19 protein-coding genes are annotated in these 18750 nt (G+C 60.1%); 8 read left to right on the forward strand and 11 right to left on the reverse strand.

The annotated features are described in order from the left end of the window. Positions 1 to 37 precede the first annotated feature (37 nt). Positions 38 to 523, reverse strand: a complete 486-nt coding sequence (locus tag TX72_RS11480) for a SixA phosphatase family protein (RefSeq protein WP_042504489.1) — start codon at positions 521 to 523, stop codon at positions 38 to 40. Beyond that, positions 501 to 2075, reverse strand: coding sequence for a DUF3352 domain-containing protein (locus TX72_RS11485; RefSeq protein WP_225867703.1), 1575 nt, complete (start codon positions 2073 to 2075; stop codon positions 501 to 503). The genes TX72_RS11480 and TX72_RS11485 overlap by 23 nt, the downstream gene beginning before the upstream one ends. Positions 2076 to 2128: 53 nt before the next feature. Here TX72_RS11485 and TX72_RS11490 point away from each other — a divergent pair, with 53 nt between their 5' ends. After that, positions 2129 to 2482 carry a rhodanese-like domain-containing protein gene (locus TX72_RS11490; RefSeq protein ID WP_011129131.1) on the forward strand — a complete coding sequence of 118 codons (354 nt, stop codon included), beginning with the start codon at positions 2129 to 2131 and terminating at the stop codon, positions 2480 to 2482. Then, positions 2482 to 3456: a heat-inducible transcriptional repressor HrcA gene (gene hrcA, locus TX72_RS11495; RefSeq protein ID WP_011129132.1), complete on the forward strand. Its 975-nt coding sequence runs from the start codon at positions 2482 to 2484 to the stop codon at positions 3454 to 3456. The genes TX72_RS11490 and hrcA overlap by 1 nt, the downstream gene beginning before the upstream one ends. Before the next feature lie 6 nt (positions 3457 to 3462). On the opposite strand, the gene trpB is transcribed toward hrcA, so the two are convergent. After that, positions 3463 to 4719 carry a tryptophan synthase subunit beta gene (gene trpB, locus TX72_RS11500; RefSeq protein WP_011129133.1) on the reverse strand — a complete coding sequence of 419 codons (1257 nt, stop codon included), beginning with the start codon at positions 4717 to 4719 and terminating at the stop codon, positions 3463 to 3465. A gap of 25 nt (positions 4720 to 4744) precedes the next feature. Continuing rightward, positions 4745 to 5704, reverse strand: coding sequence for a class I SAM-dependent methyltransferase (locus TX72_RS11505; protein ID WP_011129134.1), 960 nt, complete (start codon positions 5702 to 5704; stop codon positions 4745 to 4747). A 30-nt stretch (positions 5705 to 5734) separates the two neighbouring features. Here TX72_RS11505 and TX72_RS11510 point away from each other — a divergent pair, with 30 nt between their 5' ends. Next, positions 5735 to 6058 (forward strand): translation initiation factor, encoded by a 324-nt coding sequence (locus TX72_RS11510; RefSeq protein ID WP_011129135.1) that lies wholly within the window; start codon positions 5735 to 5737, stop codon positions 6056 to 6058. Between the two features lie 31 nt (positions 6059 to 6089). Then, positions 6090 to 6734, forward strand: a complete 645-nt coding sequence (cysC, locus tag TX72_RS11515; protein WP_011129136.1) for an adenylyl-sulfate kinase — start codon at positions 6090 to 6092, stop codon at positions 6732 to 6734. Here the strand turns inward: cysC and TX72_RS11520 are convergent. Together TX72_RS11520 and purE are read right to left on the reverse strand one after the other, a co-directional pair. Next, positions 6694 to 7770, reverse strand: coding sequence for an AI-2E family transporter (locus tag TX72_RS11520; protein ID WP_011129137.1), 1077 nt, complete (start codon positions 7768 to 7770; stop codon positions 6694 to 6696). The two genes, cysC and TX72_RS11520, sit on opposite strands and share 41 nt — an antisense overlap. An 11-nt stretch (positions 7771 to 7781) precedes the next feature. After that, on the reverse strand, positions 7782 to 8339 hold the full coding sequence (gene purE / locus TX72_RS11525) for a 5-(carboxyamino)imidazole ribonucleotide mutase (protein ID WP_042503935.1): 558 nt from the start codon (positions 8337 to 8339) through the stop codon (positions 7782 to 7784). Between the two features lie 33 nt (positions 8340 to 8372). On the opposite strand from purE, the gene TX72_RS11530 reads away from it, so the two are divergent. Together TX72_RS11530 and bchM are read left to right on the forward strand one after the other, a co-directional pair. Further along, entirely contained in the window at positions 8373 to 9521 is a 1149-nt protein-coding gene (locus tag TX72_RS11530) for an N-acetylglucosamine-6-phosphate deacetylase (RefSeq protein ID WP_011129139.1), read from the forward strand. A gap of 27 nt (positions 9522 to 9548) precedes the next feature. After that, positions 9549 to 10262, forward strand: coding sequence for a magnesium protoporphyrin IX methyltransferase (gene bchM, locus TX72_RS11535; RefSeq protein ID WP_011129140.1), 714 nt, complete (start codon positions 9549 to 9551; stop codon positions 10260 to 10262). Here the strand turns inward: bchM and TX72_RS11540 are convergent. The 3 genes from TX72_RS11540 to TX72_RS11550 are packed head-to-tail and all read right to left on the reverse strand — an operon-like array spanning position 10226 to position 12459. Beyond that, positions 10226 to 11173, reverse strand: a complete 948-nt coding sequence (locus TX72_RS11540) for a pseudouridine synthase family protein (RefSeq protein ID WP_011129141.1) — start codon at positions 11171 to 11173, stop codon at positions 10226 to 10228. The genes bchM and TX72_RS11540 overlap by 37 nt on opposite strands. Continuing rightward, positions 11170 to 11907: a response regulator transcription factor gene (locus TX72_RS11545; RefSeq protein WP_011129142.1), complete on the reverse strand. Its 738-nt coding sequence runs from the start codon at positions 11905 to 11907 to the stop codon at positions 11170 to 11172. The genes TX72_RS11540 and TX72_RS11545 overlap by 4 nt, the downstream gene beginning before the upstream one ends. A 24-nt stretch (positions 11908 to 11931) precedes the next feature. Beyond that, positions 11932 to 12459: a hypothetical protein gene (locus TX72_RS11550; protein ID WP_225867704.1), complete on the reverse strand. Its 528-nt coding sequence runs from the start codon at positions 12457 to 12459 to the stop codon at positions 11932 to 11934. A gap of 121 nt (positions 12460 to 12580) precedes the next feature. On the opposite strand from TX72_RS11550, the gene TX72_RS11555 reads away from it, so the two are divergent. Beyond that, complete coding sequence (locus TX72_RS11555) at positions 12581 to 13645, forward strand: cysteine desulfurase family protein (protein ID WP_231852858.1); 1065 nt, start codon at positions 12581 to 12583, stop codon at positions 13643 to 13645. 33 nt (positions 13646 to 13678) lie between these two features. Then, a complete protein-coding gene (locus tag TX72_RS11560; protein WP_011129145.1) occupies positions 13679 to 14476 on the forward strand; it encodes a hypothetical protein in 798 nt (265 codons plus the stop codon). 235 nt (positions 14477 to 14711) lie between these two features. Here TX72_RS11560 and TX72_RS11565 read toward each other — a convergent pair whose 3' ends face one another. After that, a complete protein-coding gene (locus TX72_RS11565; protein WP_148228824.1) occupies positions 14712 to 16547 on the reverse strand; it encodes a hypothetical protein in 1836 nt (611 codons plus the stop codon). A gap of 429 nt (positions 16548 to 16976) precedes the next feature. Further along, positions 16977 to 18704 (reverse strand): glycosyltransferase family 2 protein, encoded by a 1728-nt coding sequence (locus TX72_RS13370; RefSeq protein ID WP_011129147.1) that lies wholly within the window; start codon positions 18702 to 18704, stop codon positions 16977 to 16979. Positions 18705 to 18750: the final 46 nt, after the last annotated feature.

Below are 18750 nucleotides of genomic sequence, written 5' to 3' on the forward strand. Positions count from 1 at the left end.
CCGCGTCGTCGCTGTTGGCAAACCTAAGCCGGCCGGCTCAGATTCCCAGGCTGCCCAGCAGCAGTTTCGGCCGCAGCAGGCCCTCGAGCGTCCAGCCCCCAGGCCCGAACCGAAGCTGCACCACTCCGGCCTTTCGGATCCGCAGGGATCCAGGCGGCAGCCCCAGCAGGTCACAGGCCAACAAGCCAAGGTCCGGTTCATGGCCCACCAGGGCAACGCAACCGCTGTGGTCGTTGAGCACCTCAGCGACAGGTCCGCCGGGGCAGAGCCGCTCGTCACTGTCCAGCACAGGGGCCAGGCCAGCCTGCAGTGCGATCTGTGCTGTCTCCAGCGACCGGTCATAAGGACTGGTGACCAACCGATCCAGCCGCAGACCACCCGCCACCAATGCCTCCATCACCGCCTGGGTGCGGCGGCGTCCCCTCGGCGTCAGCGGCCGATCGGAGGCATCTCGCCCCTCAACCCGTTCGACGGCGATGCCGTGGCGCAGCAGCACCAGCTCAACCAAGCTCGAGTCGGGCATGCAGAGGAAGAACAGACCGGCCTTCATCCTGACGATCGGCCTCCAGGCTGAGGCTGAGCCCCTGGATCCGTGGCTGAAGGGTCTGTCCAGCCATGGCCTGCAGCAAGGTCCAGGGCTGCCAGTCCGCTAGCACGGTTCGGGCCGGTTTGGAAGCCAGCATCAATGACTGGGCCGGGTTGGACTGGTGGTTGCTGAGGTTGCGCCATTGCTGCACGCGTGGTTCCAAAGCCCGACTGTCCTGCCGCTGCACAAGTGATGGCAGGGTTTCACCCCACCAATCGCGATCGCTGTCAGCGGATCGCGCCACCGCCAGGCTGGCCTCCACACCAGCGCTGCGGCCCCGTTGCCGCTTCAGACGGGTCCACACCTGAATCGATTCACCATCACCGCTCAGATCGGACTGGGCCAGACCCTGGGCCTTGAGCTGGTCGTCCACCGCTGACAGCTCAGGCTGGCTATGGCTTGTGGCCAGCAGCCAGCCCTCGGGCTGTTGCTGCAGCAGCAATGGCCCTTCATCCAGCTCCAGCAGAGCCAGGGCCGCCGGCTGTTGAGCAAGGTGCCGCTTGAGAACGGGACCCAGCCACTGCGCCAGGGGGTGAAGCTCATCCGGATCGAGCAGACGGCTTGGGTCCTGCAGCTGAGCCATCAGGCTGGCGCGACCGCCTGAACCCCCTACGAGATCCTGCTGGACAGTCCAGGGTGCAGCGTCAATCCGCTCCTGCCAGCGCAGCCGGCCCTCCACCAGCAGATCAGCGTTGTCCGCCTGCAGGGCAGCCACCATCCCCTCCAGCCCGCTCAGGGCCGATGGCAGCTCAAACCACCGCCTCAATGCATCAGGGGATGCCGTGATCAATGCCATCCCATGGTCCAGCTCAGCAATGTCCCGCCCCAGCTGCGCATCCCCGAGCTGATGCTGCTCCTGCAGCTGAGACACATCCAGGGCTCGCTCCAGCACCCCCCGCCCCGAGGCCAACAGGACCAGGTCATCGTCAATCAGGGCCGTCGCCAGAGGCTGCGGGTCCCGTCCCACCAGGGCACCACGGCCACTGATCAGTCCCATGCCGCGGTAACTGCTGATCTGCAGATCGGTTCCCGCCAGGCTGCGGGTCTGCCAGAAGCGCTGCAGAAAGCGGCGGGCCCCATCGCTGTCCGTGCTCGTCAACGCCAGCACCCAACCCGGCGTATCACTGGCATCCAGCAGGGTGAGGCTGAGGTCCGGACCAACCCAGCTGGCGAGTTCGGCGTCGAAGTCGAGCCCTGCCAACGCGAAGGCACCATCACGCCACTGACGCATCCCGTCCCGGGCCGCCCGCCGCTGCCGCGGCGGCGCCACAGCCTGGGCATAGGCCGGAAGACGCGCACTGTCGGCCAGCCAATGCACGGACAGGGCGGCATCACGGGGAACAAAACGGGCCGCTCGCGGCAGTTGCAGCGGTTGATCCACCAGGTGCAGCGGACTGCGCCGTTCCAGCCCCCAAAGCAAGCCGGTGGTCACCAGCACCAGGGAGAGCAGGGCAGCGGCCAGGGCCGTCAGAAAGGAGCGGGCCTGCATGGGCCTGCAGTGTCGGATGACGTCATCTTTGTCCATCACCGCAGAATGGCGCCATGGAAGCGCTCACCCCACGACCGATTCAGGCCCGGGATCTGCAGTCCTGGCTGCAGGACGACCGTCCCGATCCCCTGCTGGTGGACGTACGGGAGGACGCGGAACTGGATCTGGCCCGCTTCCCTGCGGACGTGTTGCATTGGCCTCTGAGCCGTTCCGACGCCTGGCTGGAGTCCGTACCGCAACAGATGGCGGATGGCCGACCGGTGGTGGTGATCTGCCATGCGGGCGTGCGCAGCCTCCATCTCGGACTGTGGCTGCTGCAACAGATGCCGGAGCTGGAGGTGTGGAACCTTGAGGGGGGAATTGATGCCTGGAGCGTGCACGTGGATTCGTCGGTTCCCCGTTACTGATGAAACCGCTGTCCGCCCGGCAACAACAGGTGCTGCAGGCCACGGTGCACCACTACGTGGACACGATGGAACCGGTGGGCAGCCGCACGCTGGTGCAGCGATTCGGTATTCCCGCCAGCTCCGCTACGGTCCGCTCGGCCATGGGTGCCCTGGAGAAACGGGGTCTGCTGACCCAGCCCCACACATCAGCGGGCCGCATTCCCAGCGCCCTGGGCTACCGCTGTTATGTGGACGACCTGCTGCCGGAACCGGGGGTGGCTGTGCAGCACCTGGAGCGGGAACTCACAGGCCTGAGCCTGCGCTGGGCAGCACTGGACGACCTGCTGCAGCAACTGGCCCGGCGCCTGACCGACTTCACCGGGCTGATGAGCCTGATCACCCGCCCGCAGCAACCCCGCGCACAGCTGGAGGCCATCCGCCTGGTGCAGAGCGGTGATCGGCTGCTGGTGATGCTGGTGGAGGACAGCGGCCGCGCCAGCCACCTCAACCTGCGCCTACCGCCCGGTGCCAGCGACGAACTGACGGCCATAGAGCGCTGGACCGATCAGCAACTGGAGGACGGCAGCATCAACTGGCGGTCTTTGCCACCCCAGCTGCAACGCAGTGGCGACGTGCTGCGCAGCGCACTGGACCATCCATCGATGTCACCCGAGACGCCCCTCGTGGTGCATGGCCTCTCCAGGCTGGTTGCCGAGCCGGAATTCCACAGCACGGCAGAGCTGCGGCCACTGCTGGAGCTGATTGATGACCAGCCCTGTGCCGTGGTGAGCGCCACCGATCAACCGGGCGTCTGGATCGGTGAGGAGCATCCCCAGAAGGCCCTGCAAGCCTGTTCGGTGGTCCAGGCCCCATATCGCTGCGGTCAGGAAGGGGTGGGTCAGGTGGCGTTGGTGGGTCCGATGCGGATGGCTTACGCCACCGCTCACGCCGCCGTGCAGCGGGTAGCCCGCCACCTCGACCTGCTGCTCAACTGAGCCGAATTAGAGCTGATCCCCCAGCTTTTCGGCCACGGTGTTGACGTCCTTGTCGCCACGACCGGAGCAGTTGATCACCACCTCGCTGCCGTCGGGCAAGGTGGGGCAGAGCTGCTCCAGCCAGGCGAAGGCGTGGGCAGTCTCCAGGGCGGGAATGATGCCCTCCAGCTCGCTGACCAGACGCAGGGCACCCAGGGCCTGCTGATCGGTGACAGCGCCGTACTCGGCCCGTCCGATCTCACGCAGATAGCTGTGCTCTGGACCCACGCCGGGATAATCGAGTCCAGCACTGATGGAATGGGCTTCCTGCACCTGGCCGTCGGAGTCCTGGAGCAGCAGGCTCATGGCGCCATGGAGCACCCCGGCGCGGCCTTCGGTGATCGTGGCGGCATGGCGACCGGTGGCCACGCCATCACCGGCGGCCTCGACACCGATCAAACGAACATTGGTGCATTCCACGAAGGGGTGGAACAGCCCCATGGCATTGGAGCCACCGCCCACGCAGGCCATCAGCACATCCGGCAGGCGCCCGAAGGCCTCGCGGCACTGCTGACGGGCTTCCTGGCCGATCACGGCATGGAAATCCCGCACAAGCATGGGGTAGGGATGCGGGCCAGCAACGGAACCGAGAATGTAGTGGGTGGATTCCACGTTGGTGACCCAGTCGCGGATCGCTTCGCTGGTGGCGTCCTTGAGGGTGGCGGTGCCGGCCGTGACCGGTTGAACCGTGGCCCCCAGCAGGCGCATTCGGAACACATTGAGGGCCTGACGGCGCATGTCCTCAGCGCCCATATAAATCACGCACTCGAGGCCGAAACGGGCGCAGACGGTGGCGGTGGCCACCCCGTGCTGGCCGGCACCGGTTTCCGCAATGATCCGCTTCTTGCCCATGCGCAGGGCTAGCAACGCCTGACCAAGGGCATTGTTGATCTTGTGGGCTCCGGTGTGATTCAGGTCCTCACGCTTCAGCCAGATGCGGGGGCCGCCGTCGGCGCGGCGGTAATGGGCCGTGAGGCGTTCAGCTTCATAGAGAGGTGTGGCCCGACCGACATAGTTCTTGAGCAGCTGGTTGAGTTCTGCGGTGAAGGCTGGGTCGTTCCAGGCCTGGGCCGCCGCCTGTTCCAGCTCCGCCAGGGCCGGCATCAGGGTCTCCGGAACGTACTGCCCACCGAAGCGACCGAAGCGTCCGTGGGCTCCAGGACGCACGGAAGGTTGCAGACTGGCGGGATCCGGAGTGCTGGCGTTCGGCAGGGTGCTGGTCACAGGGGATCCACAGCAAAACGATGTGTCAGCGTAGGCACGCGATGACACGATGCAGTGGGTCGCAGGCGCTGATGCTGAAATCGTGAAATCCAGCTTGAGCCAATGCAGCAGCCATATCAAGGCTGAAGTAACCCTCGATGTAAGGCTCAGTGCTTTTGAGCAGTGTTGCCACTGGAGCGGGTAGGCGCTGGAGCACAGAAGACGACGGATCTTGATCCACCATCACCAGAACACCGCCAGGACGAAGTAACCGCGCCGCCTCCCTAAGCACCGCGCGGGTGGCCGACTGAGGCAATTCATGGCAAACGAACTGAAGACTGATCAAATCGATGGATCCCTCCTCAAGCCCAGTCGCTTCTGCTGCTGCGTGACGCCATTCCGACACAAAACCCTCGCTGTCACGCACCCGGGCCACAGCCAACATTTGAGGTGATAAATCCAGTCCAATCACGACTGGCCTTGACTCAGACTGTTTTTCGGCCCGACTGAACAACCAACGCGCAAGCGCCTGGGTGCTGACACCCACGGAACAGCCGAGGTCCAGCACCTGGTGTAGCCGTGCATTCAGAAGCGGCTCCACAGCAACATGGATGGCGTCACGCAGTTTTTGTTGTGCATCGTCTGGCGTGAGCTGCTGCTCCGGCCAGACCCTCAGCGCCATTGCATCGGTGGCCTGCTCGGCTTCAGCAGCGGCCTGCAAGCAGAGATTGCCCTGCTCGTAAGCATGGAAGCGAGCGCAGTAGTAGGCCGGTGGTTTCAGGCCCAGGGTGGTGCTAATGGCTACAAGCGGTTGCGCCACCCTCCGCAGATGCTCCCGGCGTTGACGCCAAAGAATCCCGTTGCGTTCGGCCGTTCGAATGATCAGTTGCCGGGCCTGAAAGAACAGGGGGCACCTGAACAAGCTGATGCGGATCAGAGCCTCGATCAAACGGCCAAGGCCACGACTGGAGTCGGCCCAGCGAGGCGATTCTGCGGTGTTAGTCATTGAGAATGGGCCAATGTTGAGACAGGGCAGATGCCAAAGGGCGGCTGGCAGGAATTCAGCACCAGTGAAAGTCTGCAGCGAACGACCCCGGCGACCGAGCTGACGCCGAAAACACAGCAAATGGTGCGCGTGCAGCCCACCCGTGGCGGCAAGGGCGGCAAGACCGTCACGATGATTCGCGGTTTGGAGCTGGACGCAGCTGGGTTCAAGGCCCTGCTCAAGAAACTGAAAACCAGGATCGGCAGCGGCGGCACCGCCAAGGACGGCGTAATCGAACTGCAGGGGGATCAGGTGGAGCTGGCCCTGGACCTGCTGACCAAGGAGGGCTACCGCCCAAAGCGCGCTGGTGGTTAAGGGAGAATGGCGCCCACTTCAGCCCGTCCCCATGTCCGCCAGCCCCACCTACGGAGAGCTCACCAACCAGGGGGCGTCCACCAACATCGCCTGGCACCAGGCTTCGGTGGATCGGGCTGCACGGGCTGAGCAGCGCGGTCATCGCAGCGCCATCCTCTGGTTCACCGGGCTCTCCGGGTCCGGCAAAAGCACCCTGGCCAATGCCGTCAACGCCGCTCTGTTCCAACGGGGCCTGGCGACCTACGTGCTGGATGGTGACAACGTCCGCCACGGCCTCTGCAAGGACCTGGGCTTTTCCGATGCCGATCGCGAAGAGAACATCCGTCGCATCGGCGAGGTGGCCAAGTTGTTCCTGGACTCGGGCGTCATCGTGCTGACGGCCTTCGTGTCCCCCTTCCGCGCCGACCGGGACAAGGCCCGCGCCTTGGTGGACGACGGTGATTTTATCGAAATCCACTGCGCCGCGGATCTGGAGGTCTGCGAATCCCGCGATCCCAAGGGTCTCTACGCCAAGGCTCGTGCCGGCCAGATCAAGGAATTCACCGGCATCTCCAGCCCCTACGAAGCGCCACAGGCCGCAGAACTGAAGATCGACACCGGCAGCCAGGAGCTGGCTGAATCGGTTGACCTGGTGATCAAGGCCCTGCAGGAACGGGGGGTGATTCCGGCGGCTTGACGCCGGTCCGGGCTGCGTCAGCCAGGCTTTTGACGCAACTGGCCACCGGCACCGCCAGCAGCAGACCCAACAGATCGCCCACACCGAGGATGGCCCCAAGCCGGGAGCCGATCGGCAGGGCGATCAATAACCAGGCGGGCTGCAGCCCCACGATGCTGCCCATCAGTCGCGGTTGGATCACCTGATCCACGATCTGGCCGACGACGATGGCCGCCACCAGCAGCTCGATCCCGGTGCGGGGGTCCTGAACGCCCAGCACAGCGCTGACGAACACGATGGTCAGGGCACTGGCATAGGGAATCAACGTGGTGAAGCCAATCAGCACGGCGAAGAGCACGCCGTAGGGGATCTCCAGCACGGTGAACACCACCAGTTGTCCAGCGCTGAGGATCAGGGCCAGCACCACCTGACCGGCGAAGTAGCCGCGGAAGGTGCGCTCCAGCGTTGAGCCCACCAATCCACGCCAAGGGAGCGGCAGCCACTCGAGCAGGCCCGCGGCGATCGAGTCGGCGCCAAGCAGCAGAAACACTGCCAGCACCAGGATGATCAGCACATTGATCGTGGTGCCCACCGTGGCCCCGAGAATCCCGAGGAGGCGTTGGCTGAACTGGGTGGCCACCCGACTGATCTGGGAGATCAGATCACTGCTGAGGTCGGCAAAGTCCGCGGGTAAACCATGGTTGATGGCCCAGGACTGCCCCTGGTTGATCCAGGCCTCAGCCGCTGCCAGCAATGCCGGCGAGGCGCTGATCAGCTGACTGAGCTGCGCGATCAACAGCGGCACCAGCTCCACGGCCGCCAGCACCAGCAGGCCCACGGTGAGCAGCATCACCATGGTGATGGAACCGATGCGCGAGAGGCCTCGCCCCATCAGCCAGCGGCAGGGCAGGTCGAGCAGAAACGCGATCAAGGCCGCCGTCAGGAACAAACCGGGGAACGGTGCGAACTGCACCAGCACCCGTTTGAGCACAAAGGCGTTCACCCCAAGCAGCGGCAGCACCAATCCGAGACGCAGCCAGGCCGGCCAGGAGGTCATCGCGTTGAGGTTCAAGGGGTCGACATGCCGTCGAGATAGGCCGTACTGCCGAGATCGAGCAGACGGGCATCCTTGGCTGCCACTGCATCGTGCAACCTGCGGCGGTAGTCCGCCAGTCGGGCCGCCAGTGCCTCGTCTGCCACCGACAGGATCTGAGCAGCCAGCAATCCGGCATTGAGGCCACCGCCGATGGCCACCGTGGCAACGGGAATACCACCGGGCATCTGCACGATCGAGTGCAGCGAATCCACCCCGGACAGAGAACGGCTTCGGACGGGAACACCGATCACCGGCAGGGTGGTGAGGGCCGCCACCATCCCCGGCAGATGGGCGGCACCACCGGCACCGGCCACAATCACACCGAATCCCTCAGTGCGGGCCGCCTGGGCAAAGGCCACCATTTCCAGCGGTGTGCGGTGGGCTGACAACACCCGCACCTCCACCTCAACCCCCAGTTCCCGCAGGATCGCCGCGGCCGGTTCCATGGTCGGCAGATCGGAATCACTGCCCATCACCACGGCCACGCGGGGAAAAACTGTCGTCACGAGAAAGACCGGCAAGACTGTCATCGTCTCCCGCAGCGGCCCAGGCGGCCAGACCTGATGCGACGGATCACCGATGTGCGCCTGCCCGCACCCCTCGGCAGCGAGACGGAGCGACCCCATTGGATCGGCCTCAACGACGAGGGCCGAATCGTCGAAATCCAGCCCCAGATTGACGATGAAACCTGCCCTGGCTCGAGTTGGCACGGAGATTGGCTGAGCCCCCGCGGCATGGACCTGCAGATCAACGGTGGGCTCGGCCTGGCCTTCCCGGAACTGAGCGCGACGGATCTGCCGCGGCTGATCGGGCTGCTGGAGCTGCTCTGGGCCGATGGAGTCGAGGCCATCGCTCCAACCCTGGTGACCTGCGGCATCGCCCCACTTCGCCAGGCCCTGGCGGTGTTGCACCAGGCGCGACTGCAGCACCAACCGGGCCGCTGCCGATTGCTGGGAGCCCATCTGGAGGGCCCCTTTCTGGCGGAGGCCCGCCGCGGGGCCCATCCGATCGAGCATCTGGCAGCGCCCAGCCTGGAGGCCCTGGACCACCGCATCAGGGGATTTGAATCCGACATCGCCCTGGTGACCCTGGCGCCGGAACTTGCGGGGGCCAACACTGTGATCAGCGCGCTGCGTCAACGCAACATCACCGTGGCCCTGGGCCACAGTGCCGCCAAAGCAGAACAGGCGGGGCAGGCTTTTGAGCAGGGCGTGGGGATGCTCACCCATGCCTTCAATGCCATGCCAGGCCTGCACCACCGGGCTCCGGGACCTGTGGGGGAAGCCTGCCGCCGCGGCGACATCGCCCTGGGCCTGATCGCCGACGGGGTGCACGTCGATCCGACGATGGCGGTGCTGCTGCAACGGCTGGCGCCGGAACAGCTGGTGCTGGTGAGCGATGCCCTGGCCCCCTACGGCCTGGCGGATGGCGAGCATCGCTGGGACGAAAGGGTGCTGTTGGTGCAGAACGGCACCTGCCGGCTGGAGGACGGCACCCTGGCTGGCGTGACCCTGCCGCAGCTGGAGGGGGTGAAACGGCTGGCGACCTGGAGCGGCGCAGCAGGCGCAGCAATCTGGGGAGCCACGGTCGCACCACGACGGGTGATCGGCACCGCTGGGACCTTGAACGACGCGCTGGTGGGCCAGCGGCTGACCAACCTGCTGCGCTGGAGCCAACGCGAGGGGGAGCTCCACTGGGCCTGCGCTGCTTAAGATCCCGCCGAACACGACCCACCTTCGATGGCCCCCGATCAACTGCTGGAGCAGAAACAGGCCGAAAAGCAGGAGGTGAAGGGCTACTTCGAGACCACGGGCTTCGATCGCTGGAATCGCATCTACAGCGAAAGCGATGACGTGAACAAGGTGCAGCGCAACATCCGCATCGGCCACCAGAAAACCGTGGATGAAGTGCTGGCCTGGATCAAGGACAGCGGCGAGCTCAACGAGGTGAGCTTCTGCGATGCCGGCTGCGGGGTCGGCAGCCTCAGCCTGCCGTTGGCCGAAATGGGGGCCGGTTCAATCAGCGCCAGCGACATCTCCGAAGCCATGGCGCAGGAGGCGGACCGCCGCGCCCGCGCGGCTGGTCTGGACATGGGCAAGCTGAACTTCTTTGCCAGTGATTTGGAGAGCCTCAGCGGCTCCTTCCACACGGTGTGCTGCCTGGATGTATTCATTCACTACCCCCAGCAACCGGCCGAGGAAATGGTGAAACACCTCTGCAGCCTCACCGAAGAGCGCCTGATCGTGAGCTTTGCGCCCTACACCCTGCTGCTGGCACTGCTGAAGGGCATTGGCCAGCTGTTCCCCGGCCCCAGCAAAACCACCCGGGCCTACACCTTGAAAGAAGAGGGCATCGTCAAATCGGCGGAAGCCTGTGGCTTCAAGCTGGTGCGCCGCAGCCTGAACAAAGCACCCTTCTACTTCTCGCGGTTGATCGAATTCCGCAAGGCCTGATCTCCCTCAACTGAGGGATCCACCTGGAGTGTTGTCTCCCCCAAGTGAGGGAGACCCGAAAGCTGCCAGGCATGCAGCCGATAGCCCCCATCGCCAGGGGTTGCCGTCGCCGAAATCTCCCGGTTGAGCAAATAGAGCGGATCCCCCAGCAGCGGGCTGCCCAGCTGTGCCAGATGAATGCGGATCTGATGCGGTCGGCCTGTGGTGATCGTCACCTGCAAGCGATCGCCCTCAGCCGTTCGCTCCAAAAGCTCCAGCTCGGAACGAGCTGTGAGGCGTTTGCGGATCGGCTCCTGCTTGAGCGGTTCCGGCCCCCAGACCCAACCCAGCAGAGGATGCTGCCGCTCCACCACATCATTGGTGACCGTCAGGGTCTGCCCCTGCTCCAAACCCGGCACCCGCTGGGCCCAGGCCTGATACACCTTGCGGCAGCTGCCCTCTGGCCTGAACTGTTTGGACAGCGCCGCGCGGGTCATCGGATCCCGAGCACACACCTGCAAGCCGGAGGTGAACCGCCCCAACCGATGCACCGGCCGCGCACCGGTGGGCTCCAACAGTGCCGTAAGCGTGTGGAGCAGAAAACCACCGCCAGGCATCACCGGCAGACCCGAAGGCTTGTTGATCACCAGCAGATCGCCGTCGTCATGGATCGTCTCCCATTGATCGGGGATCGCCTCCTCCAGCCAGGGAGGACGACGCCAGAGGACTGCTTCACCGCCAGCCAGCCGCCGATCCGCCGTCAAGCGTTGCCCATTGCAATCCAGTTCGCCGGAATGGATTCTTTGCCGCCAGACCTCTCCAGCGGAATGCTGATAGCGCTCCGCCAGCCAACAACTCAACCAAGTACCAGCTGCCCCTACCGGCACTCGGTCGCGATACGTCCAGCCGTCGTTGAACGCCGCTGGCTTCAAGTCACCAGACGGTGCTCCAGCGCATAGCGCACCAGCTCCGTGCGACTGGAGGTGCCGGTCTTGTTGAACAGGCGACTCACGTACTTCTCCACATTGCGGATCGACGTCTCCAGCTGACGGGCGATCTCTTTGTTCATCAATCCTTCCGCCACCAGCTGCAGCACACTCGCCTCCCGTGGGGTGAAGCTATGCACCACCGGCTCCTTCGAGGGCAGGGCCTCGGCCTGAGCAAGCAAGGAGCGGATCTCGGTGATCTGCTTCGCCATCTGGCCCATATCCGTATCCGCAAAGCGGGCCGCCTCCTGCAACAACCGCTGCTGTCGCTGGGCCACGTTGCGCACCCGCGCCACTAGCTCGTCCGGATCAAACGGCTTGGGGATGTAGTCATCCACGCCGGCCAGGTAACCCTGGGTGCGGTCCGCCGTCATGCCCTTGGCGGTGAGGAAGATCACCGGCGTGCCGCCGAGGCGTTCATCGGCCCGGAGCTTTTTCAGCAGACCGTAGCCATCCAACCGCGGCATCATCACGTCGGTGATCACCACATCCGGCAGCATCTGCTGCGCCTTGCTGAAACCTTCCTCTCCATCCACCGCCGTGGTCACCTCAAACCCCTCGTCCTCGAGGTAGGCCTGCACCGCCGTACGCAGCCCAGGCTCGTCATCCACCAGCAGCAGCCGCGGTACCGGAGGAGGAGCCTCCTGCTCGTCGGTGCTGGGAAGGGGCGTATCGGTCATGGCCGGAATCGCTCTTCTGAAAGCCTATGGACGGGGAGACTTCGGAGCCAGTGCGGGTAACTGCTGCTGACGTTCGGGAATCAGGGTCGAATAGCCCAGATCCAGGGCCTTCTGGCGCAGGCTGGCAGGCTCGGTTCCCGCCACTTCGGGAACACAGGCTGCCCACCACACCAGGTGATCCTCACGGTTGGTGTCGCTCACGGGACCACCCGGATTGAGATTGCGCACGTAAACCGCCGTGGACGTCCGTTTGACGCGCAGGGGATTGGTGGCACTGCAGTTCACAGACTCGAAGTAGATGTTCAGATCATTCGGCAGTTCCTCCCAGATCTTGTACTGCCGCACTTTCGGATCAGCGGCGCTGGGTTTGATTGCATAGATGCCGATGGTGCGGAGACCTCCGGCATCAGGCTTTTGGATCAGGACGGTGAGATCTGCGGGGCGGGAGTTCTTCATCTGCTCCAACACCTCCTTGCGATCAATGGCAGCCGCCCCCATCGGGACCAGCAACAGCGCCAGGCCGGTCCAAGCCGTCGGGAATCGCAGACCCATGCAGTGATCAACAACGTGGCCCAGCATGATCGCAACAGCGTGAATCAACCAGCTGCCGCGCCGTCCTCTCGACTTTGACTACCAAGCCACCACGCCCTGCGCCGCGGAGGTGGTGGAGGCGATGGCGCCCTACTGGAGCGAGGATTGGGGCAATCCCTCCAGCCGTCAGCACCGGCTGGGCCTGACCGCTTCAGCGGCGGTGAACCTGGCGCGGCGGCACATCGCGGATGCGCTGGCGGTGACGCCACAGCAACTGGTGTTCACCAGTGGTGCCACCGAAGCCAACAACCTGGCCTTGCTGGGCCATGCCCGGGCCAGGGGCAGCGGCCATCTGATCAGCGTGGCCACCGAACATCACGCCGTGCTCGATCCGCTCCAACAACTGCAGCGGGAAGGTTTCAGCGTCACCCTGCTGACCCCGGGCCCCGAGGGGCTGATCACCCCTGAGCAGCTAAGGCAGGCGATCACCCCCGAGACGCAGCTGGTGAGCGTGATGGCGGCCAACAACGAAATCGGGGTGCTCCAACCCCTGACGGCCCTGGCCGCGGTGTGCCGCGACCACGGAGTCACCCTTCACAGCGACGCCGCCCAGGCCTTCGGTCATATCCCTCTGGAACCAGATGCCATGGGGGTTGACCTGATGAGCCTCAGCGCCCACAAGCTCTATGGCCCCAAAGGCGTTGGCGCCCTGGTGATCCGAGACGGAATTGCCCTGCAACCCCTTCAATGGGGTGGTGGCCAGGAAGCGGGACTCAGGGCGGGCACCTTGCCCACGGCCCTGATTGTAGGCTTCGCCGCCGCCGTGCGACTGGCCATGCAAGACCGAGAACAACGCCAGCAGGAGCTCTCGGCGCTGCGGGATCAGCTCTGGGCTGACGTGCAGCACAAGATCCCTGGCGTGCGCTTGAACGGAGCCCTGGCCCCGAGGCTTGCCCACAACCTCAACATCACCCTGCCCGGGGTGAGCGGCAGCCGCCTGCAGCGCGCCCTCAAGCCCCAGCTCAACTGCAGCAGCGGCTCCGCCTGCAGCAACGGCGCACCCTCCCACGTGCTGCAAGCACTGGGTCGCACGCGCGCCGAAGCCGAAGCATCCCTGCGACTGAGTCTGGGCCGCGACACCACAAGCGACGACATTCATCAGGCTGTGATCGCCATTGGTGATGCCGTTGCTGCAGTTCAGAGCTGAACTACCTACTGTCCGGACGATTGACCCGGATCGATGACCAGCAGGGCCGAGCTTTCCGTTGGCACCGCAATCCAAGAGGGTTGGCGCGCCTTTCGCCTGGCTCCCTGGGCTTTCGTTGGCTTTGTGCTGCTCAGCACGCTGCTGGCCCAGTTGGCCAATGTTATTCCCCTGCTGGGTGCTCTGGTGGCGACGTTGGTGAACCTTTGGGGTGGTGTTGGCCTGATCCGCGGCTCATGGATTGCCCTGGGGGGCACTGCCCCTCGCTTTGAAGACTTCACCCGCTGGAACGGGGCTGCCGTCTGGCGACTATTCAGCCGACAGCTGGTGCTTGGCCTGCTGCTGCTGCCCATCGCCCTGCTGGTGATCGTCGTGGCCCTCAATGCCGCCGATGCCTGGACGGTGTTCGCTCCGCTGATGAATCTGGCTCTGACGGTGGACCCAAGCGATCCGCAGCTGGCCGACGCCGGCAGTGCTGCCGCCCTGGAGCTGGCCCTGAATTTCAGCCACAGCCCCCTGGCATTGCTGACGGTGGCGATGGGCTGGCTGTTCGCCACCTACATCCAGGTGAACCAAAGCTTCCTCGGATTCATTGCCCTGCTGGAAGGCCGTAACCCAATCGCCACGATTCGACGCGGGATCACCGTGGTGCAAGGTCAGTGGTGGCAGGTGTTCGGCCTGTTGATCCTGCAGGTATTGATCCTGATGCTGGGAGTGTTGGCCTGTGTGGTGGGTCTGGTGGCCGCTGCTCCGGTGTGTCTTTGCATCACAGGGGCCGCTTACCGACAACTGTTCGGCCAGGACGACGCAGCTGGCCTGCTCAAGAATCAGTGATCGACTTGCGGACCTTCAACAAGATCCGGTGAGAGATCAGTCCAATCAACCCGCATTTGCGTCAGCGCAAGAACACGACCAAACAACGTTGGCGCAGTTTTGGCACGCTTTGAATCATCGATGAAGCGGTGCAGCCAGTTAACCGGCCTTAGACTGAGTAAGAGATGCAATGACTTTGCCAACCAAAACGCCAGAAAATTACACCAATCGAAAAGTATAGACATTATTTGAGAAGCTAGATATTATCAATTAAATCAACAGCCGAGACTTCAGATACCTCGAGATCTACTCCCTCGAGAAGCAACCTCCGGGAACCATCAATCACAAGAAGCCCATCTCCAATCTTTCTGAATTGAGTTTCGTCAATGCTATCGACATGGACACGGTCAATCCCGACTTGAAAGTCGAGAACCCGATCTAGCCCCCTCGAAGGCCGGAAAACGTCAGAACCTTTGCCCCCAGTTAGCAGGTCAACCCCTTTGCCTCCGTTGAGATGATCGTCTCCACGTCTTCCGTTGAGAACATCATCACCATTTTTACCTAGAAGTCGGTTATTGCCATCATTACCAGTCAAAGCATTATTGCGCCGATCGCCAAATGCGTCTGGATTTCCATAACCAAAAAGCCACACATTCTTAGCAGCGGAATTAACTAGATTGAGACGCACGTCAATGAGCGATACAATCTTGTTGCCCAAGTTTGCTTGTGTTTTATCGTCGAAAAATGGGGTAGAAACGGAAACAATTCCAGACTCCAACTGAGAGGCATCATGCGATACGAATCGATCTGCATTTTCCCCCCAACTAACGATTGAGCCATTGTCCTTCAAAGCTGCAAACGAAGTCCCGGAGCTGAAGACATGCACGACATTCGATTGCAAGCTTGTTTCTACAGAACTGCTGTCACCACCTTTAGCTGGCGCGCCCCAGGCAACAACTGATCCATCATCCTTTAAAGCAGCAAATGCTGAATTATTAGAAAAAATCTCAACAACCCCCGAAGATAACTGACTGGAGACATTGGAGCTGTCTCCACCGGTTATTTCTTTTCCCCAAGTCACAACAGAGCCATCACTTTTTAGAGCGGCCATGGATTGACCGGTCGAGTAGATCGACACGACGCCTGAACTGAGCTCTGACGTGACCTCAGCAGGCAAAATGTCTGGATCCTCTCGCCAACCACCCCAACTCACAACAGATCCATCACGCTTTAAGGCAGCAAATCCAGTCCAGCATGAAAAAAGATCAACGACATCACCACTGATTTGATCGCGAACCGCCCGACTATCGCCGCCCTGATAATAACGACCCCATGTCACAACGGATCCATTCTTTTTCAATGCCGCAAATGCCTTATAGGAGGGAACAACTTTTTCAATACCCTTCTTCAAGCGTTTTGAATCATTGTATAACTCCTGACCGGGCTCAAGACTGATATCACCATTGGGGAATACTCGATCAAATGTCACTTTTGTGTCATCCTCAACTTCATCCGAATAACTCACTCGCCCCAACTCACCGCCGGACGTCTTGTTACCAATAACTTTTACTCTTCCGTCACCAAGCAGGAAGGCAAAAGCTTGATGATTCGCGATAATTTGCGAGACGTTATTCAAACGCTCAACCAATTCCAGATCACTATCATCGCGCACGCTTCGATTACCCCAAGTAATTACACTCCCGTCGCCGCGAAGAGCCGCAAAAGTTTCACTCATATTGTCAATCTCGGTAAATGTTGACACAACTGATTCAACATTATTGATATTTTCTTGTGAGACTTCCCCAAAGGTTCCTCCTCTTTCAGGATCACCCCAAACAACCAAAGTCTTGTCGTCCTTTAAAGCGGCAAAGGCAGTGCCCGTAGAGAAGATATTCACCACTCCTCCTTTCAGGAGAGGTTTGACGTTTTCACTATTTCCGCCTTGCCTCCTATCACCCCATGTAATAACTGAACCATCTGTCTTCAACGCAGCAAATGCTTTACGAGTCGCAAAAATTTGTGCAACATCAGCATCAAGCTGATCAATGACCTTACTGGAATCACCACCAGTCTTTGGATCACCCCATGTCACGACCGATCCATCGTCGCGGATCGCTGCAAAAGCCGCCTTATTTCGTATCTCATACGCCGTTCGTCCTGATTCAGAAACGGGCGTTTTGGTGAACAGAATTAGAGGTTGAAGACCGTTCAAAAGGCTTTTTTACAAGATCTAACTGATCCACTTTACACGAATCATCCATATGCCTTGGAGAAAGCGTCTGAAAGAGGAGTTAACCCTATGTTGTACAGCTAGTACCGCATAAACACGAACATCACCGAAGCGGGAACATGCTCATACTCGGGACGTGGTAATCAATCAAAAGATCGTCTCGGCGAGAATTCCTTTAGGGGAAATGAAGCACAATTGAGGGTGTATTCTGATGGCGACAACAAGACTCACCTGGGCAAAATAGGACTCATTTAACAATCATAGAAAATCGCATGAACTGAACAATGAATATTATTTCATGCCATAATTCTGGTCGCAACGGTCCTGTAATAGCTCCAGATAGGGGGTGCCTGAAAAGCCCTTTTCCCAAACCGACCGGCATCGTAAAAGGGTACTTTGGTCAAGTTCTGAGATTCGTCTCTTGATTTCCTGATCAGAAATTTGCAATCGAGATTTTTCTATCTCATGGGCAGCTCCTGAACCTTGTATAAAATTATCTAGTGATTGATGATAATCAGACTTCATATCAACTGGTAAAATAGTATCGATAAAATCAGGCGATATGCTAATGCCAGTTATCCTGTTACAGCCTGGTCTGTTCTCCTTAAATGGAATTGGATCCGACTTTCCTCCAATATATTTGACTTGGTTAGCATGGGGCTTGAACATACGATATGAGTATTCGAGTACAGAGCGATTATGACGATGCAGTACAACAGAAGTATGGGATTTAGAATAAAATTGTTTTTCGGAAGGCACGATAGCACCTGGTGCCTCAAATCCAATTTCTGTCAAATTTAAGTCTTGAGGATTACCTACAGCATCAATTACTCGGGCAGAAGATTGTCGAAACACAGGCGCATGACAACGCAGCTCAACAAGGTCAGATCGGTAGGCAACAAAGCTTTTTACACTGCTTTTCAAGCGAAAATCAAGACCCCTGGATAATGGGGCTGAGAATTGATCCTCATGAAAACAGTTAACCCAGTTACAGGATAAACAATCAAAACCCTTGCAACTCTCTAAATACGATTCAACCTTCATGGGAAAGGGCTGAGCCACCCAGAACTCGTCAACATCTACAAACAAGCAATATGATGAATGTGTCACCGAAGCGGCATAATGATAAAGCTTTGAATACGAACTTCTCTGTGTCAACTCAACATGAACATCATCAGTGCTGATAACATGAATCCGGGGATCAGCAGCTGCAAGCTGCAGGGCAAAGTCGTAGGTCTTGTCGCTTGAGTTGTTAATACCAATGAATATATTAGAAAAACCAAGAAAGAGATAGTGGTGAACGAATTCGTGAAGATAAGGCGCTTCATCTGAAGCAATGCAAATAACATCGCAGCGGTAAGATTTAGGTATAGACCGATCACGCCAGAGCGAACGCGCTTCCAGAATTCGATGAGCGCTTAAATGTTGAAACTTAAGCTTCTGGATACCGCGCTTTGCCGTGAGAAGCTTTGACTCTAAATTAGATTTCCTCTTCGTTGACGATATCTTATTGGTTACTTGAGATTCAACCATCCGAAAGGCCCTTAAGAAAATATCGTCAGAATCCTCGAACACCCCGCATGCTAATTGAGTTTCCAAGACCGCAGTGCAAACCTTGGAGTTAGCCTTCTTCTTGCTCATACATTTTCTCGCATACTGCAGCGCTAATTCATAGCGACCCATCATCTGCAATCCTCTCGCACCAATCCAAAGCAAGCTGTAACTATCCGGCTTGAATCTCAAAGCACGCCTCAACAATGATTCAAATTCCGAAAGATTCGCTTTGGAGCGCAAGGCTTTCAATCGACAAATATATAATTGAATATTATCCGAATTTGATAGCAGAAGTATTTCTGCAATCTTATCGGCATCACCATATAACTTATTGCGCATTAAAAGAGAAAAAGCCTGCCAGGCAAGAGAATGTCTTTTTGAAAGACGTAGAAGGTTAGAGTCTTTATGCAGCAAGTTTTGCAGGCTCTCAACATCTTGAAGAGCAACGGCTTGACGGATATTCATGTCTTAATTACGGTACTTTCTATATTAGCTCAAATGATTTGATTCA

Origin of the sequence: Parasynechococcus marenigrum WH 8102, from assembly GCF_000195975.1 — a bacterium.
Taxonomy (GTDB): domain Bacteria; phylum Cyanobacteriota; class Cyanobacteriia; order PCC-6307; family Cyanobiaceae; genus Parasynechococcus; species Parasynechococcus marisnigri.